This window comes from Mesorhizobium sp. M0062, assembly GCF_040323125.1.
Taxonomy (GTDB): domain Bacteria; phylum Pseudomonadota; class Alphaproteobacteria; order Rhizobiales; family Rhizobiaceae; genus Mesorhizobium.
The window spans coordinates 374614-389779 of the sequence record NZ_JAMYUO010000002.1; the positions used below are offsets into that span (position 1 = coordinate 374614).

A 15166-nucleotide genomic window follows, 5' to 3' on the forward strand; every position below is an offset into this window, starting at 1 on the left:
CCTCGTGAAAGACCCGCATGTCGCTGACTTCCGCATTGACCATAGCCCAACAGTCGCTTCAGACCACATCGAAGCAGACCAGCGTCCTTTCCCGCAATATTGCCGACGCCAGCAACCCCGACTATGCCCGCCGCACGGCGGTCGTCGTCAGCAGCGCGCCCGGCGCCCGCTCGGTCGAGATCCAGCGCGCCACCAACGCCCTGCTGTTTCGCCAGAACCTTAGCGCGCAATCGGCATGGAGCGGCCAGAGCACGCTTTACAGCGGAATTGACCGCCTCGCCGTTGCAGTCAACGGCGTCGACAACGCCTCCTCTGCCTCGACCGCGATCGGCAAGCTGCAGAACGCGCTGCAGCTTTACGCCGCGACGCCATCGAACCAGAACCTCGGCTCCAGCGTCATCGACGCGGCCCAGCAGGTGGTGCGCGCTCTGAACGACGGCACCAACGCGATCCAGGATTTCCGCACCCAGGCCGATGGCGAGATATCAACGGCGGTTAACGATCTCAACTCGCTGCTTAGTCAGTTCCAGGACGCCAACAAGGCGGTCATCTCCGCAACCCGTTCGGGTACCGACGCATCCGACGCGCTCGACCAGCGCGACGCTTTGCTGAAGAAGATCGCGGACTATGTGCCGGTGTCGACCTTCACGCGTGGCGACAACGACATGGTCATCACCACCAAGGATGGCACGACACTGTTCGAGACCATTCCGCGCTCGGTAAGTTTCACCCCGTCGGCGGGCTACACGGCCGGCACACCAGGCAACACCATCTACATCGACAATGTGCCGGTCAGCGCCGGGGCTGGCGGCAACACCAGCGCCGACGGCAAGCTCGCCGGGCTCATCACCTTGCGCGACGGCGTCGCGGCGACGATGCAGAGCCAGCTCGACGAAGTGGCGCGCGGCCTCATCACCGCCTTTGCCGAAACAGCACCTTCGCAGCCCGACCGAACCGGCCTGTTCACCTGGTCGGGTGCGCCCGCCATTCCGGCCGCCGGCACGCTGATCGACGGGCTTGCCGGCTCGATCAAGGTCAACGCCGCAATGGACTCGAGCGTCGGCGGCAATCCGGTGCTGCTGCGCGACGGCGGCGCCAATGGTGCGGCCTATATCGCCAACACTGCCGGCAACGCCTCCTATTCGCAGCTCTTGATCGGCTATGGCGACAAGCTCGACAAGCCGATGCCTTTCGACGCTGCGGCCGGCATCACCGTCACGTCCAGCGTGTCCGACTACGCCGCCAATGCCATTGGCTGGTTCGAAGGCCAGCGCCAGCAGGCCTCGAGCAACGCCGACGCCAAGGAAGCGCTGGCATCGCGCACCGCCGAGGCGCTGTCCAACGACACCGGCGTCAATGTCGACCAGGAGATGTCGCTGCTGCTCGACCTCGAACACACCTATCAGGCCTCGGCGCGCATGATGAAAACCGTCGACGACATGCTGTCGGCCCTGCTCGATGCCGTGGGATAAGCCATGAAAGCCACATCCGTCTCCTCAGCCGCTCTCTCCAACGCCGCGCGCTATCAGCAGATGCGCATGCAGGCCGAACTGGTCAAAGCCACCAAGGAATCGACGACCGGCACCGTCGCCGATGTCGGTCTGGCGCTCGGCGCGCGCACCTCGCAGGCGGTCACCTTCTCGCGCGACCTCGACCGGTTGAACGTCATCATCGATTCCAATTCGCTGGTCACCGCGCGGCTGTCCTCGACGCAGGCTGCGCTTGGCCAGCTTTCCGACACTGCGCAGAATTTGCTGACCGCGCTGACCGCCGCCGGCAATTCCTCGAGCACCATCACGCAGCAAGCCGGCAAGGCCGCCGTGCAGCAGATGACCTCTATCCTCAACGCCAGCGTCAACGGCGAATATCTGTTTGCCGGCACCAACACCGACGTCAAGCCGATCGACGATTTCACCGCCGCCGGCTCGCCGGCCAAGGCGGCGTTCGACGCTTCCTTCTCGTCGTATTTCGGCTTCACGCAGACCGATCCGCTCGCCGCCAACATCACCGCCGCCCAGATGGATAGCTTCATCACCAGCAATGTCGTGCCGCAGTTCATGGGCGCCGGCTGGCAGGCCAACTGGTCGAACGCCACCGACCAGCAGATCGTCAGCCGCATTTCGCTGGGGGAAACCACCCAGACCTCGGCCAGCGCCAATGACGACAGCATCCGCAAGCTCGCCATGGCTTCCGCCCTGATCACCGGCCTGCTCTCCGGCAATATCAGCCAGGCGGCGAAGACCGCCGTTGTCGGCCGCGCCCAGGCGATGGTCGGCGAGGCGCTGGGCGGGCTAGGGCAACTGCAGGCCGAGACCGGCCTTGCCGAGAAGCGGGTCTCCGACGCCAGCGACCGCATGAAGACGCAGGTCGACCTGTTCGAGCGCCATATTCTCGATCTGGAAGGCGTCGACCCCGCCGAGGCAGCCACCCGCGTCGCGGATCTGACGCAGCATATCGAGACGTCCTTCGCGCTGACCGCGCGCCTGCAGCAGATGAGCCTGCTGAACTACCTGACCTGACAATCTCAACCGCAACGGTAGAGCCAAACGATGTACCAATTCTCCTACGCCGACATCCAGACAGACTCCGTTGCCGATGCGAAAGATCGCGAGCGGCAGCTTTTGACCCGCTCGATCGAAATGCTGGCGGCGGCGGCGGCGGTCGGCCACACCTCGATGGAAGCGGTCGAGGCGCTGCACTTCACCAACCGGGTCTGGACCACCTTCGTCGAGGATCTCGGTTCCAGCGACAATGTCCTGCCCAAGGAACTGCGCGCCAACCTCATCTCCATCGGCCTGTGGCTGCTGCGCGAGGCCGAGGACATCCGCCAGGGCCGCACCGACAATTTCGAAGGGCTGATCGAAGTGTCCCAGATCATCCGGGACGGCATTCAATGACCAACACGCTGAAGATATCGCTGAAGCCGAACGAGAAGATCTACATCAACGGCGCCGTCATCCGCGTCGACCGCAAGGTCACCGTCGAGCTGATGAACGACGTACAGTTCCTGCTCGAGAACCATGTCATCCAGGCCGACGATGCCTCGACGCCGCTCAAGCAGCTCTATTTCATCCTGCAGGTGATGCTGATGAACCCGGCCGGCGCCATCGAGGCGCGCGCCATGTTCCGCCGCTCGCTTCCCTTGCTTTTGGCAAGCTTCGAGGATGAGCAGATCAGTGGCGCGCTGAAGCAGATCGACCGCATGGTCGGCGAAGACCATATCTATGAAGCGCTGAAGGCTATCCGTGCGCTTTATCCGCTCGAACGCCGCGCACTTGGCGGCAATGACGATGTTCTGGGTGCGAAGCGCCCGCTGGCCGTGGGAGCACAATACTGATGAATGTGGACATGACGACGACGATCCCCATGGGTGCCAACCAGGGTACCCAGCAGACATCGAAGACAGCGGTCGACTACCAGTCGTTCCTGAAGCTGTTGATCGCCGAGATGAAGAACCAGGATCCGACGAAACCGATGGATTCGACGCAGTACGTCGCCCAACTCGCCACCTTCTCGCAGGTAGAGCAATCGGTGCAGACCAACACCAAGCTCGACCAGATCATGCAGTCGTCGGCGCTATCGCAGGCCGATGCCCTGATCGGCCGTTCGATCACCTCGGCCGACGGCAAGACGACCGGCGTCGTGGCCTCGGTCAAGCTTGCAAGCAACGGCGTGATCGCCGTGCTGCAGAACGGCACCGAAGTGCCGGTCGGCGCGGGCGTTTCGATAAAGCCGGCCAGCTAGACAGTTCCATAGAGGCGCGCTCACATGAACGAGGCCGACGCCCTAGACATCGTCCAGTATGCGGTGTGGACGGTGCTCGTCGCGTCCGCGCCGGTGGTGCTGGTTGCCATGGTGGTCGGCATCGGCATCGCGCTGATCCAGGCCCTGACCCAAATCCAGGAAATCACCCTGACCTTCGTACCCAAGATCGTAGCCATCATGCTGGTCGTGGCGCTGACCGGTCCGTTCATCGGCAGCCAGATATCGGCCTTCACCAACGTCATGTTCGAGCGCATCGAAAACGGGTTCTAGGCAGCGCTTGCAGGCGGCTGTGTTCCGGCTAGATTGCAGGCCATGACTCAGGCAGAACTCACCGGCAGGCCATGTGCGGAATAGCCGGCGTCTGGCGCAAACGAAACCCGATCGACGCCAACGACCTGTCGGATGTCGCCAGCATGATGCAGGCGCTGGTACATCGCGGCCCCGACGATCATGACAGCTGGCACAACAATCGGCTGGCGCTCGGTCACCGCCGACTTACCATCATCGATCCCTCGCCCGCCGCCCGTGAGCCGATGCTGACTTCTTCCGGCGATGGCGTTCTCGTCTACAATGGCGAGGTCTACAATTACCGCTCGCTGCGCGAAACGCTGCAGGCGCAAGGCGTCGTCTTTCGAACCATCTGCGATGCCGAAGTGGTTCTCGAAGCCTTGCATCACTGGGGTCCCGAAAAAGCCGTGCCGCTGTTCGACGGGATGTTTTCCTTCGCCTATTTCGACGCTCGCAGCAGTGCGCTGTGGCTTGCGCGTGACCGTCTTGGAATCAAGCCGATGTCGGTGGCCGACACGCCGGAGCGAATCCTGTTCGCCTCGGAGGACAAGGCGATCCTCGCCTGCGACGGTTTTCCGCGCGACATCGACAGCCGCGAGATCACCTTGCGGCTTGCCTGGCAGAGCCGCGATTCCAGCTACAGCCTGTTCGACCGCATCGAGCGCCTGCCGCCCGCCGGCCTGTGGAAGATCACCGATGGCGTTATCGAGAAGCGCCGCTTCTGGCATGTGCTGGACGTGCTGGAGACCGCGCGCATTACCGGCGATGCATCCGCTGATGCTGAACACATGGCGACGCTCGAGGCGTTGCTCAAGGACAGCGTCGGACTTCACTGCATCGCCGATACCAGCGTTGCCACCGCCTGCAGCAGCGGTGTCGATTCCGGCCTGATAACGGCGCTGGCAAAGCGGTTCAGGCCGGAAGTCCACGGTTATGTCGTCGACCCGCAGCTCGGCAACAGCGAGGCCGAAGACGCCGAACGCACCGGCCGCCATGTCGGCGTGCCCTTGCGCCGGGTGCCGGTCGACAGGAACCGGTTTTTCGAACTTTGGCCAAGGGTAATCTGGCATCTTGAAAGCGATGGCTGGCACGCCAGCCATGTCGCACTGCTGGCGCTTGCCGAACGATGCCGGGCCGACGGCGTCAAGGTGCTGCTCACCGGCGAAGGCGCAGACGAATTGTTTGGCGGCTACCCCTTGCAGGCCTTGAGCATGAAGAAGTGGCGTTCCTGGTCGTGGCCCCGGCGCCTGGTCCATTCGAAGCGCTCGCTCGACCGGAGATTCGAGCAACAGCGTCATGCCCCCTACAAGGTCTCGGCTGGAAGCCACTCACAAATGGATCGCAGCATGGTCCTGCGTGCTTTGTCGCCGGAGCTGAATTTCCTGCAAACCGAGATCTTCGACCGCCTGGAGCCGGTTATGCCGCCCGCGGATCGCGCCTTTCTCGGTAGTTGCCTCTACGACCTCTATTCGCATCTGCAGGACATACTGCACCGGCACGACCGGCTGAGCATGGCGGCGTCCGTGGAACTGCGGGTCCCGTTCCTGGAAAACCGCCTGATCGACTTCGCCATCCATTTGCCGAGGCGGCAGAAATACCGCGACAAAACAGGAAAATGGCTTTTGCGAAAGATCGCTGAAAAGCACATTCCGCGCCAGAACGTCCAGGCGCGCAAGATCGGCTTCGAAATGTCGTCGCAATTCTCTGCCGGCACGGAGACTTTGCTGCGCGGCGGTTTCCTGCGCGATGCCATGAAATGGCCCGCCGCGAATGTGGAGGACATGGTCCAGCTCGCGCGGCGCGAGCAACCGTCCAGGCTGCGGCTTGTCGGCATGGAGCTTTTCCTGCGCCTTCACGCCGGCGGCGAGACGACAGGCACGCTGACCGAAGCCTTGCATACCGCTGCCCGGGACAGAAGCTGACTTCGCGCGCGGCCGACAGCCCCGAGCAGTGGACCAATGAGAACATCGCTCTGGGTAGCGAACCCTTCCCGGCTGACGTATTTTCGCCTTGCTATCCTGTTGTTGGACCATGATCTTTTTCGAAGACGCGTTCGCCCTTTTGGATGTCGTGCTCTATCTCAAACGGATGCCATGATTGTCGTCCCGGCGGACGAAACCAGCACGTTAAGGTGGGACAGGTCTGATGATCGATGACGAGCCGGACAGCGAACGCGTTTCGGCGCTGGCGCCGTTCCGGCACGGCATCTTCCGCGCCGTCTGGTCGGCCAGCCTGGTGTCGAATTTCGGTGGCCTGATCCAGGGCGTCGGCGCCGCCTGGATGATGACCACCATCGCCACGTCGCCCTATCAGGTGGCGCTGGTCCAGGCCTCGGCCACTCTGCCGATCATGCTGTTTGCACTCGTCGCCGGCGCCATCGCCGACAGCTTCAACCGGCGCAAGGTGATGCTGATCGCCCAAATCTTCATGCTGGTCGTCTCTGCACTTCTAACGCTGTTCACCTGGAACGGCTGGATGACGCCGTGGACGCTGCTTGCCTTCACCTTCCTAATCGACAGCGGCACGGCGCTCAACAACCCGTCCTGGCAGGCATCGGTCGGCGACATGGTGCCGCGCAACAAGCTGCCGGCCGCGGTTGCACTCAATTCACTGGGCTTCAACCTGACACGCAGCGTCGGCCCGGCGATCGGCGGCATCATCGTTGCCGCCGCTGGTGCGGCTGCTGCGTTCGCCGCCAATGCGCTGAGCTATATAGGTCTTATCATCGTGCTCTTCCGCTGGAAGCCGGAGCTGCCGGTCTCGACGCTGCCGCGCGAGACGCTGGGCGCCGCCATGGGCGCCGGCCTGCGCTATGTCGCCATGTCGCCCAACATCGGCAAGGTGCTGGTCAGGGGCTCCGCCTTCGGCTTCAGCGCCGGCGCGGTTTTGGCGCTGCTGCCGCTGGTGGCGCGCGACGTCGTCAAGGGCGATGCCTTGACCTACGGCATCATGCTCGGCGCCTTCGGCATCGGCGCCGTCGGCGGCGCGCTGATAAGCGTGCGTCTCAGACAATTGCTGTCCAGCGAGACGATGGTGCGGATGGCCTTCGCCGGCTTTGCCGTCTGCGCCTTCAATGCCGCCATCAGCCTCAATGCCTGGCAGACTGCGGCGGGTTTGCTCATCGGCGGCGCCTGCTGGGTGATCGCGCTGTCGCATTTCAACGTCACGGTGCAGATGTCGACGCCGCGCTGGGTCGTCGGCCGGGTGCTGTCGGTCTACCAGACGGCGACCTTCGGCGGCATTGCGCTGGGCAGCTGGATCTGGGGCGTCGTTGCCGATGCGCATGGCGCCGAAACCGCGCTGATTGCGGCGGCCATCGCGATGCTTGTTGGCGGCGCCATCGGCCTGTTCCTGCCGCTGCCGCAGCAGACGACTCTCAACCTCGACCCGCTCAACCGCTTCAAGGAGCCGCATCTCGGCCTCGACCTGAAGCCGCGCAGCGGCCCCATCGCCATCATGATAGAGTACATTATCCGCGACGAAGATGTGCCCGAATTCCTCGCCACCATGGCCGAGCGCGGGCGCATCCGCCGCCGCGACGGCGCCCGCAACTGGACGCTGGCTCGGGACCTAGAAAATCCCGCAGTCTGGATCGAACACTACCACACGCCAACCTGGCTGGAATACATCCGCCACAACCGGCGCGCCACCCATGCCGACGCCGTCGTCGGCGAGCGGGTGCGGGCGCTGCACAGCGGCGACGAACCGCCGCGCGTGCGCCGCCTGATCGAGCGCCCGACGACCGCCGGCACCGCGCTGGTCTCGCCGAAGGGGCCGATCGATCACTGAGCTCGCCATAGCCGTAGCGCCGGTCAGCCGGCGCTCTGGATCATGTAGAGCTTGCGCGTGGTCTCGCGTATCAGCCACTCGCCCTTCCAACCCTGCGGCAGGACGAGGAGATCGCCCGGACCGAGTTCCCGCACCTCGCCATCGATGCGGCTCAGTTCCACGCGCCCCGAAATGATGTGGCAGATCTCCGACGAGTCCGAACGATCGGCGGTGAAGCGGCCGGGCGTGCATTCCCAGATGCCGACATCGACAGTCCCGTCCGGCGATTGAAAGAACGAGCGCACGGCCTCGACCTGATCCCCTTCAATCGAGGTTGGCTTAGGAGAGAACGCGCCGATCTCGGCCTTGGCGAGATCGCGGAAGGTCGAAAGATCGATCAAGTCTAGCTCCATGGATAAGAGCAATTCCAGGAAAGCGGTCTGCCCCGGAATTGCGTGAGAACAAATGGCTTTAGTGGCCGGTGATGCTGTCGGCCAACGCGGCCAGCTTCGAGGTGTGCGCAAGCCCTGCCGCCTCGCGGCCATCGGCAATGCGATAAAGCTGGTACATCGAATGCACGCCCAGCCAGCGGAAGGGCTCCGGTTCCCATGGCCTGACCTTGCGGTTGTCCCAGGGCAGCTTCGTCAGCTCGGTGTTTGCCCCGAGAACAAGGTCAGCCAGCGTGCGCCCCGAAAGGTTGGAGCTGGACACGCCGAGGCCGACATAGCCGCCGGCCCAGCCCATGCGGGTCGCGGGGTCGAGGCCGACCGTGGTGCACCAGTCGCGCGGCACGCCGAGCACGCCGCACCAGGCGTGATCGATGCGGCATCCCTTGGTCTGCGGCAAGAGCGTCGTCAGGATCGTGTGCAGCTGGTCGATCGTGGCCTGCTGCGTCTGGCCGTTGACGTCGGTGCGCGAGCCGTAGCGATAAGGCACGCCGCGTCCGCCCATCGTGATGCGTCCCTCACGCGTGCGCTGGGCATAGCAATAGGCATGCGCCGCATTGCCGAGCAGTTCGTGCCCTTCCCAACCGATGTCGCGCCACAGGTCGGGCGGCAGCGGCTCGGTCACGATCTGCGCGCTGTTGAGCGCCAGCCAGGTCCGCTCCTCGCCGGGGATGCCTGATGTAAAACCCTCGGTCGCGCGGATGATCGTCTCCGCCTGCACCGTACCGCGGTCTGTCGTCACGCTGCCCTTGGCGATGCTTGTCACCGTCGTCTTCTCATAGATCGGCACGCCCAGCCGCTCGGCGGCATCGGCAAGCCCACGCACCAGCTTGGCCGGCTGCACCCGCGCCTGGCCATGCACGACGAAGCCGCCCATGACGTTACGGATGTTGATGCGCGTGCGCGTTGAGGCGGCGTCCAGCATCTCGACGCGGTTCGGGTCGACATCCCAGGAACGGATCGTCTCGCATTCTTCGCGCACACGCTCCAACTGCGCTGCGTTGGTGGCCACCGTCAGATTGTCGACGCGGCGAATGTCGGCGTCGATGCCTTCCTCGGTCGCGACCCGGATCACTTCGTCGACGCAGCCTGCCATCGCAGCCTGCATCGCCATCACGCCTTGCCGGCTCGATGTCTTGACATATTTTTCGCGCGACCAGCTGAAGCCGCCCGACAGCCAGCCGCCATTGCGCCCCGAAGCGCCGAAGCCGGCAAATTCGCGCTCGACGATCACGACGCGCAGCGATGGCTTCGCCTTTTTCAGATAGTAGGCGGTCCACAGGCCGGTATAGCCGGCGCCGACAATGGCGACATCGGCCTCGATGTTTCCAGGCAAGGGCGGGCGCGGAACGGGAACCGCCCCCAGATCCGCATACCAGAACGATTTGTCGCCATTGCGCTTGGCTTGCATGGAATGACTTTCAGATGGGATCAGGCCAGATGGGATCAGGCCAGATGGGATCAGGCCAGATGGGATCAGGCCAGATGGAATCAGGTGAGTGTGGTGTCGGCGCTTGCGTCGTCCGCCAGCAGCTTGGCATCGCTGCCGTCGACGTGGCAAGCGCCGAGTAGGGACATTTAAGATGCGGGCCGAGGCCTAGTCTTCGCCCGACAGGTCGCGCCGCGCCTTGTCGAGTTCCTCGGCGTAGCGCCGTATCAGATGGCCCTCGGTCAAAAGCCCGACAACGGCCCGGTTGTCGAAATTCTCGACCACCGCCAGTTCCTCGGCGACGGCGCGCTGGATGGTTTCGCCGGTGGACTGGACGTTCATGGTCGGCACCAGCACCGCATGCCGGAATTTGGCCGGCGCCAGCACCGGCGTCTCACCATCGGACGGATCGCTGTGCAGTTCGGCGACGATCAGCACGCCGACATAATGCCGGCTGCTTGCGGCGCCATTCTGGCGCTGAGGCGCAGTCAGGCTTCCCGCCCCGCTTCAATTCCCCGCGAGCGTGTCGAGGTATATGAGCGGTCGCTTACGCAATCGACGCAGCTGTGTTATTTTTGCCCGTCCCTCAAGGAGGAGAAGATGAGTGCGCGGGGACTTTTTTCATTAGCTGTTGGCATGATTTTTTTGAGCTCGTCTGCGGTGAGCAATTCAAGCATGGATATGCCGTTTGGGTCTGTTGTGTCGCACCCGATGTCTCTTTTGGCGGGAGGCAATCCGTAAAACCAAAGCCGGCCGGCAAAGGAATTTATCCAGACTGCACAACAAGATGTTTGCTGTCCTGGCGGCTACCCTTGGTATCGCAATTCGACGAACACCTGCTACGGCAGCTATGAAGACTGCCACGATACCGATGGCGGCGGATGGTCCTGCAGACAGGTCAACGCCTGCTAGACTTTCTTGGGCCCACGCCTTCTTGACTGTGCCCGGTCCTCAGATCGGCTTCGGCTCGCCGGCCTCATAGAGCATGAGGTTGCGCTCGCCTATGCCGAGCGATGCCCAGCTCGCCCGCCAATCGGCGATGTGAGGCGAGCGGAAATGCGCGTCGAGCGCGGCCCTGTCGCTCCACACCTCGGTTACATGGATGAGCCCGGCGTCGAGCACGTCCTGCGCGTAGGAGTATTCGATGCAGCCGGGCTCCGCACGGCTGCCCAGTATCATGCGCCGCATGGCCGGCCTTGCCTCGTCGAGCCGTTGCGCAGGCAGGCGAATGGTGCCGATGATCACCAGCATGATCTCTCTCCTCAAGGCCTCTGTCGTCCTGGCAAGTAACCAGTCCTCCCACCCTCGCGCAAGCTTGACCGGTTAGGCTCGAAGGGCTGTCGCGTGCTCGGCAGGCTTGTGATTGGGGACGATATGGCCGTCAGCGAAAGCTTAGCGACAGGAACAGTGGCCAAGAACGGCCGCGATGTCTTCTTCGCCATCGGCATCGTCATCATCCTGGCCGTGCTGTTCCTGCCGATCCCGGCCTTCCTCATCGACATCGGCCTCGCCTTCTCGATCGCACTGTCGGTGCTGATCCTGATGGTGGCGCTGTGGATCCAGCGGCCGCTCGATTTCTCGTCCTTCCCGACCGTGCTGCTGATCGCCACCATGCTACGGCTATCGCTCAACATCGCCACCACGCGCATGATCCTGTCGCACGGCAATGAGGGCACGCACGCCGCCGGCTATGTCATCGCCGGCTTCTCCAAACTTGTGATGGCCAGCGATTTCGTCATCGGCCTGATCGTCTTCATGATCCTGATTGTGGTCAACTTCATCGTCATCACCAAAGGCGCCACCCGTATTGCCGAAGTCGGCGCCCGCTTCACCCTCGACGCCATCCCCGGCAAGCAGATGTCGATCGACGCCGACCTGTCCGCCGGCATGATCGACGACAAGACAGCGCAACTGCGCCGCCGCGAGCTGGAAGAGGAATCCTCCTTCTTCGGCTCGATGGACGGCGCCTCGAAATTCGTCCGCGGCGACGCCATTGCCGGCCTTATCATCACCGCCATCAACATCGTCGGCGGCATCGCCATCGGTTACATCAGGCACGGCATGGGCATGGGCGAAGCCGCCGATGTCTTCATCAAACTGTCGGTCGGCGACGGCCTCGTCACCCAGATCCCGGCGCTTATCGTTTCGCTCGCCGCCGGCCTGCTTGTGTCCAAGGGCGGCACGCGCGGCTCGACCAACCAGGCGGTGTTCGGCCAGCTCGGTGCGCATCCGCGCGCGCTCTATGTCGCGGCCTCGCTGCTCGTCCTGCTCGGCCTGATGCCCGGCCTGCCGCTCTTCCCGTTCTTCACGCTGGCCGCCGGCATGGCCGGCCTTGGCTACGTCATCCCGATGCGCGCCAACCGAGAGGCTGCCGCCGCCGAAGCGATCAAGGATCTGGAGAAGGCGAACAAGGTCGAGGAAGAGAAGAACTCGGTCAAGGCTTCGCTGACCACCGCCGAGATCGAGCTTCTGATTGGCAAACAGCTGTCGACGCGGCTGCTGGTGTCGCATCAGGAACTGGTGTTCCGCATGGCCAAGATGCGCAAGAAATTTGCCACGCAATATGGCTTCGTCGTGCCGGAAGTGCGCGTCGCTGACGATTTCGGCATCCCGCCGAAAAGCTATCAGATCAAGGTCCACGGCACCGTCGTCGCCGAATACCAGATGCGCGTCGGCGAGATCATGGTGCTGCTCGGCAACCGGGATTTGCCCGACGTTCCCGGCGAGGAAATCCGCGAGCCGGCCTTCGGCATGCGCGCCTTCTCGGTGCTCGAAACCTTCGCCGAGGATCTGAAGCGCGAGAACTATACCTTTGCCGACAACATGTCGGTGCTGCTCACCCATTTGTCCGAGGTGATCCGCAACAACCTGCCGCAGCTTCTGTCCTACAAGGACATGAAGGCGCTGCTCGAGCGCCAGGATCCGGAATACCGCAAGCTCGCCGACGAGATCTGCACCTCGCACATCTCCTATCCCGGCCTGCAGGCGGTGCTGAAATTGCTGCTGGCCGAACGCGTATCGATCCGCAACCTGCATTTGATCATCGAGGCTATCGCCGAGATCGCGCCGCATGTGCGCCGCACCGAGCAGATCGTCGAGCATGTCCGCATCCGCATGGCCCAGCAGATCTGCGGCGATCTCTCCGAGGGCGGCATGCTCAAGGTGCTGCGCCTCGGCAACCGCTGGGACCTCGCCTTCCACCAGAGCCTCAAGCGCGACGCCAAGGGCGAGGTGCGCGAATTCGACATCGACCCGCGCCAGCTGGAGGAATTCGGCCAGGACGCGACCAAGGCGATCCGCAAGCATCTCGAGGCCGGCGAGCGTTTTGTCCTCGTCACCGCGCCCGATGCTCGCCCCTATGTGCGCATGATCATCGAGCGCCTGTTCACGACGCTTCCCGTTCTCTCCCATGTCGAAATCGCCAAGGGCGTCGAGATCAAGGTGCTCGGGACGATCTCGTGAACATACTGTCGCAAGGCGTCGTCATCGCCGCCTTCCTCGCCTTCTGTCGCATCGGCGCCTGCTTCATGCTGATGCCGGGCCTGTCCAGCGCCCGCGTGCCGGTCCAGGTCCGGCTGTTCGTGTCGATCGCCGCCACCGGTGGCCTGCTCGCCTTCCTGTGGGACAAGATCTTTCCCTTCGTCGATGCGCGTCCGCAGGTGCTGGCGCCGATGATCATCTCCGAACTTTTGGTCGGCGGGCTGATCGGCGCGATGACGAGGCTCTACATGGAGGCGCTGCGCTTCATGGGTTCGGCCATCGCCATGCTGATCGGCTATGGCGGCACCGGCGGCCCCGCCATCGAGGAGCCAGAGCCGCAGGCGGCCCTCGCCGCCATCATCTCGTTTTCAGCGTTGCTGCTGCTCTTCGTCTTCGATTTCGACCACGAGATCATCCGCGCTCTGGTCGCCTCCTACACGGTGGCGCCGGTCAACGTCTTCTTCAATCCGCAGGCCGCCCTGGTCGATCTCACCGACGCGGTGTCGGACGCCTTCTTCCTGGTCATCCGGCTCGGCAGCCCGTTCATCGCCTATGCCATCCTGGTCAATTTGACGATCGGCTTCGTCAACAAGCTGACGCCGCAGATTCCGGTCTACTTCATCTCACTGCCTTTCGTCATCGCCGGCGGCATGATCATCTTCTACTTCGCCATCGGCACCATGCTGTCGCTGTTCGTCGACGGCTTTGTCGATCTGACGCTGGCGAGGTGAGATGAGCACGCGCAAGGAACGGCTGAAGAAACTGGTCAAGGTGCAGGAGCAGCTGAAGGCCCTGCACGAGACGCGCCATGCGGCCTTCCTGGCGGCAGCGGCAACCGCCGAAACCGAGGCCAGGGAACTTGTCCAGCATTTCGACGCCGACCAGTCGATGGCGGTGCTGTTCCCTGACCTCTACCATCGCCGCATCGCCAATGCGCTGGTCCGGCAGGAAGCGAGCCTGGAAAGCGCCAGGCAGGAGATCACGCTCATCGCCACTGCGACGGCGCGCACCAACATGGTCGAACGTGCCTACAAGGACGTGCGCCGACAGGACGAACGCGAACGCTCCGACCGCGACCGGCTCGATCTGATCGCGCAGAGGCGAGGGCAGGAATAATCGGAAGTTAGAGCCGGGTCACCTGCGGACGGCGTTCGGTTTCGTTCCGTGCGGCGGGCTGTGTTGGGTGTACGGCGCCGTGTTCGGCCTCTGCGCCTACGCCACCTACGATCTGACCATGGCGACGCCGGCAGCGCCCACCGCAAACGACCAGATCGCATCGACCCAGCCGGAGTTGCCGCTGCTGATAGCAATGGCCTAGCATCCGGCGAAGGATTTCGAGCCGGCAAGCCTGCCACAAGCTTGTTGCGGCATGGTCGCTCAGGAAACCCGGCAAAGAGGCGGACTTTCTTGGCGATTTCTCCACCCAGTGACATCGTTCTCGATGTTGCCCGAGCCGTCGATCCGGCGGATATCGAGGCTGCCCGTGCCGCGCTGGCCAAGCGGGCCAACGGCGTTGGCGGTAATTTTTCTGTCGACATGGCTGCTTCGGTCGATGCCGGCTCGATCCTGTCGCGCGCTACCGCCGACAAGGCCGCCGCAAATGCCGATCCCGCCAGCAAGTTCAAGAAGTTCGAGGCGATGGTCTTGCAGACCTTCATCCAAAACATGCTGCCCAAGGACACCGAGGGCGTCTACGGCAAGGGGCTGGCCGGCGACATGTGGAAATCGCAGCTTGCCGAGCGTGTCGCCGACGTCATGGCCGAGCGCGGCGGGATCGGCATCGCCAAATCGCTGCTCGCCGACCACTACAAGGACGGCAAGCGCACCGTGCCGATCGGTCCGGTGTCAACCGGGCCGCACAAGACCGAGATCGACCAGCAGACCCGGCTGTCCACCTCGCTGGTCGAGGAATTGCAGCGCAAGGCCGCACGGTCGATGACCGGCGACGAGACGACCATCAAAACCGAAATCAAGATCTAGACCAGGATTT

General features: G+C 63.5%; 17 protein-coding genes. 13 read left to right on the forward strand and 4 right to left on the reverse strand.

Annotated features, from left to right (window positions below; translation table 11 throughout):
* The first annotated feature begins 17 nt into the window (after positions 1–17).
* The 8 genes from flgK (at position 18) to NKJ64_RS04015 (ending at position 7842) form a co-directional block, all read left to right on the forward strand.
* Positions 18–1472, forward strand: a complete 1455-nt coding sequence (gene flgK / locus NKJ64_RS03980; protein WP_023686357.1) for a flagellar hook-associated protein FlgK — start codon at positions 18–20, stop codon at positions 1470–1472.
* A 3-nt stretch (positions 1473–1475) separates the two neighbouring features.
* A complete protein-coding gene (locus tag NKJ64_RS03985) occupies positions 1476–2519 on the forward strand; it encodes a flagellar hook-associated family protein (RefSeq protein WP_027049837.1) in 1044 nt (347 codons plus the stop codon).
* 30 nt (positions 2520–2549) lie between these two features.
* Entirely contained in the window at positions 2550–2897 is a 348-nt protein-coding gene (gene flaF, locus NKJ64_RS03990; protein WP_023671893.1) for a flagellar biosynthesis regulator FlaF, read from the forward strand.
* The gene (flbT, locus tag NKJ64_RS03995) at positions 2894–3337 is read left to right on the forward strand and encodes a flagellar biosynthesis repressor FlbT (RefSeq protein ID WP_023695743.1); all 444 of its coding nucleotides are present in this window, start codon (positions 2894–2896) and stop codon (positions 3335–3337) included. Before flaF ends, flbT begins: the two co-directional genes overlap by 4 nt.
* Positions 3337–3744 carry a flagellar hook assembly protein FlgD gene (flgD, locus tag NKJ64_RS04000; RefSeq protein ID WP_023728383.1) on the forward strand — a complete coding sequence of 136 codons (408 nt, stop codon included), beginning with the start codon at positions 3337–3339 and terminating at the stop codon, positions 3742–3744. The genes flbT and flgD overlap by 1 nt, the downstream gene beginning before the upstream one ends.
* 24 nt (positions 3745–3768) lie before the next feature.
* Entirely contained in the window at positions 3769–4035 is a 267-nt protein-coding gene (gene fliQ / locus NKJ64_RS04005; RefSeq protein WP_352462014.1) for a flagellar biosynthesis protein FliQ, read from the forward strand.
* A 71-nt stretch (positions 4036–4106) separates the two neighbouring features.
* On the forward strand, positions 4107–5975 hold the full coding sequence (gene asnB / locus NKJ64_RS04010) for an asparagine synthase (glutamine-hydrolyzing) (RefSeq protein ID WP_023828210.1): 1869 nt from the start codon (positions 4107–4109) through the stop codon (positions 5973–5975).
* Positions 5976–6198: 223 nt separating this feature from the next.
* Entirely contained in the window at positions 6199–7842 is a 1644-nt protein-coding gene (locus tag NKJ64_RS04015) for an MFS transporter (protein WP_023671898.1), read from the forward strand.
* A 23-nt stretch (positions 7843–7865) separates the two neighbouring features.
* Here NKJ64_RS04015 and NKJ64_RS04020 read toward each other — a convergent pair whose 3' ends face one another.
* From NKJ64_RS04020 to NKJ64_RS04035, 4 genes are all read right to left on the reverse strand, one after another.
* A complete protein-coding gene (locus NKJ64_RS04020) occupies positions 7866–8234 on the reverse strand; it encodes a cupin domain-containing protein (RefSeq protein ID WP_081730900.1) in 369 nt (122 codons plus the stop codon).
* A gap of 58 nt (positions 8235–8292) precedes the next feature.
* Positions 8293–9678 (reverse strand): NAD(P)/FAD-dependent oxidoreductase, encoded by a 1386-nt coding sequence (locus tag NKJ64_RS04025; protein ID WP_352462016.1) that lies wholly within the window; start codon positions 9676–9678, stop codon positions 8293–8295.
* 186 nt (positions 9679–9864) lie between these two features.
* Positions 9865–10134: a hypothetical protein gene (locus NKJ64_RS04030; RefSeq protein ID WP_023755014.1), complete on the reverse strand. Its 270-nt coding sequence runs from the start codon at positions 10132–10134 to the stop codon at positions 9865–9867.
* Positions 10135–10647: 513 nt separating this feature from the next.
* Positions 10648–10947, reverse strand: a complete 300-nt coding sequence (locus NKJ64_RS04035; protein WP_023755015.1) for a putative quinol monooxygenase — start codon at positions 10945–10947, stop codon at positions 10648–10650.
* Positions 10948–11070: 123 nt separating this feature from the next.
* Here NKJ64_RS04035 and flhA point away from each other — a divergent pair, with 123 nt between their 5' ends.
* The 5 genes from flhA to NKJ64_RS04060 all read left to right on the forward strand — a co-directional run bounded on the left by flhA (position 11071) and on the right by NKJ64_RS04060 (position 15156).
* Positions 11071–13158 carry a flagellar biosynthesis protein FlhA gene (gene flhA / locus NKJ64_RS04040; RefSeq protein ID WP_352462017.1) on the forward strand — a complete coding sequence of 696 codons (2088 nt, stop codon included), beginning with the start codon at positions 11071–11073 and terminating at the stop codon, positions 13156–13158.
* A complete protein-coding gene (fliR, locus tag NKJ64_RS04045) occupies positions 13155–13907 on the forward strand; it encodes a flagellar biosynthetic protein FliR (protein ID WP_023828211.1) in 753 nt (250 codons plus the stop codon). Before flhA ends, fliR begins: the two co-directional genes overlap by 4 nt.
* A 1-nt stretch (position 13908) precedes the next feature.
* On the forward strand, positions 13909–14292 hold the full coding sequence (locus tag NKJ64_RS04050; protein WP_023755016.1) for a hypothetical protein: 384 nt from the start codon (positions 13909–13911) through the stop codon (positions 14290–14292).
* A 67-nt stretch (positions 14293–14359) separates the two neighbouring features.
* A complete protein-coding gene (locus tag NKJ64_RS04055) occupies positions 14360–14494 on the forward strand; it encodes a hypothetical protein (RefSeq protein WP_023691742.1) in 135 nt (44 codons plus the stop codon).
* An 89-nt stretch (positions 14495–14583) separates the two neighbouring features.
* On the forward strand, positions 14584–15156 hold the full coding sequence (locus NKJ64_RS04060) for a rod-binding protein (protein ID WP_023671918.1): 573 nt from the start codon (positions 14584–14586) through the stop codon (positions 15154–15156).
* Positions 15157–15166 lie beyond the last annotated feature (10 nt).

Bases quoted from the DNA above. Each gene is read 5' to 3' on its own strand.
- flgK (WP_023686357.1), top strand. From the start codon at position 18: ATGTCGCTGACTTCCGCATTGACCATAGCCCAACAGTCGCTTCAGACC.
- NKJ64_RS03985 (WP_027049837.1), top strand. From the start codon at position 1,476: ATGAAAGCCACATCCGTCTCCTCAGCCGCTCTCTCCAACGCCGCGCGC.
- flaF (WP_023671893.1), top strand. From the start codon at position 2,550: ATGTACCAATTCTCCTACGCCGACATCCAGACAGACTCCGTTGCCGAT.
- flbT (WP_023695743.1), top strand. From the start codon at position 2,894: ATGACCAACACGCTGAAGATATCGCTGAAGCCGAACGAGAAGATCTAC.
- flgD (WP_023728383.1), top strand. From the start codon at position 3,337: ATGAATGTGGACATGACGACGACGATCCCCATGGGTGCCAACCAGGGT.
- fliQ (WP_352462014.1), top strand. From the start codon at position 3,769: ATGAACGAGGCCGACGCCCTAGACATCGTCCAGTATGCGGTGTGGACG.
- asnB (WP_023828210.1), top strand. From the start codon at position 4,107: ATGTGCGGAATAGCCGGCGTCTGGCGCAAACGAAACCCGATCGACGCC.
- NKJ64_RS04015 (WP_023671898.1), top strand. From the start codon at position 6,199: ATGATCGATGACGAGCCGGACAGCGAACGCGTTTCGGCGCTGGCGCCG.
- NKJ64_RS04020 (WP_081730900.1), bottom strand. From the start codon at position 8,234: ATGGAGCTAGACTTGATCGATCTTTCGACCTTCCGCGATCTCGCCAAG.
- NKJ64_RS04025 (WP_352462016.1), bottom strand. From the start codon at position 9,678: ATGCAAGCCAAGCGCAATGGCGACAAATCGTTCTGGTATGCGGATCTG.
- NKJ64_RS04035 (WP_023755015.1), bottom strand. From the start codon at position 10,947: ATGCTGGTGATCATCGGCACCATTCGCCTGCCTGCGCAACGGCTCGAC.
- flhA (WP_352462017.1), top strand. From the start codon at position 11,071: ATGGCCGTCAGCGAAAGCTTAGCGACAGGAACAGTGGCCAAGAACGGC.
- NKJ64_RS04050 (WP_023755016.1), top strand. From the start codon at position 13,909: ATGAGCACGCGCAAGGAACGGCTGAAGAAACTGGTCAAGGTGCAGGAG.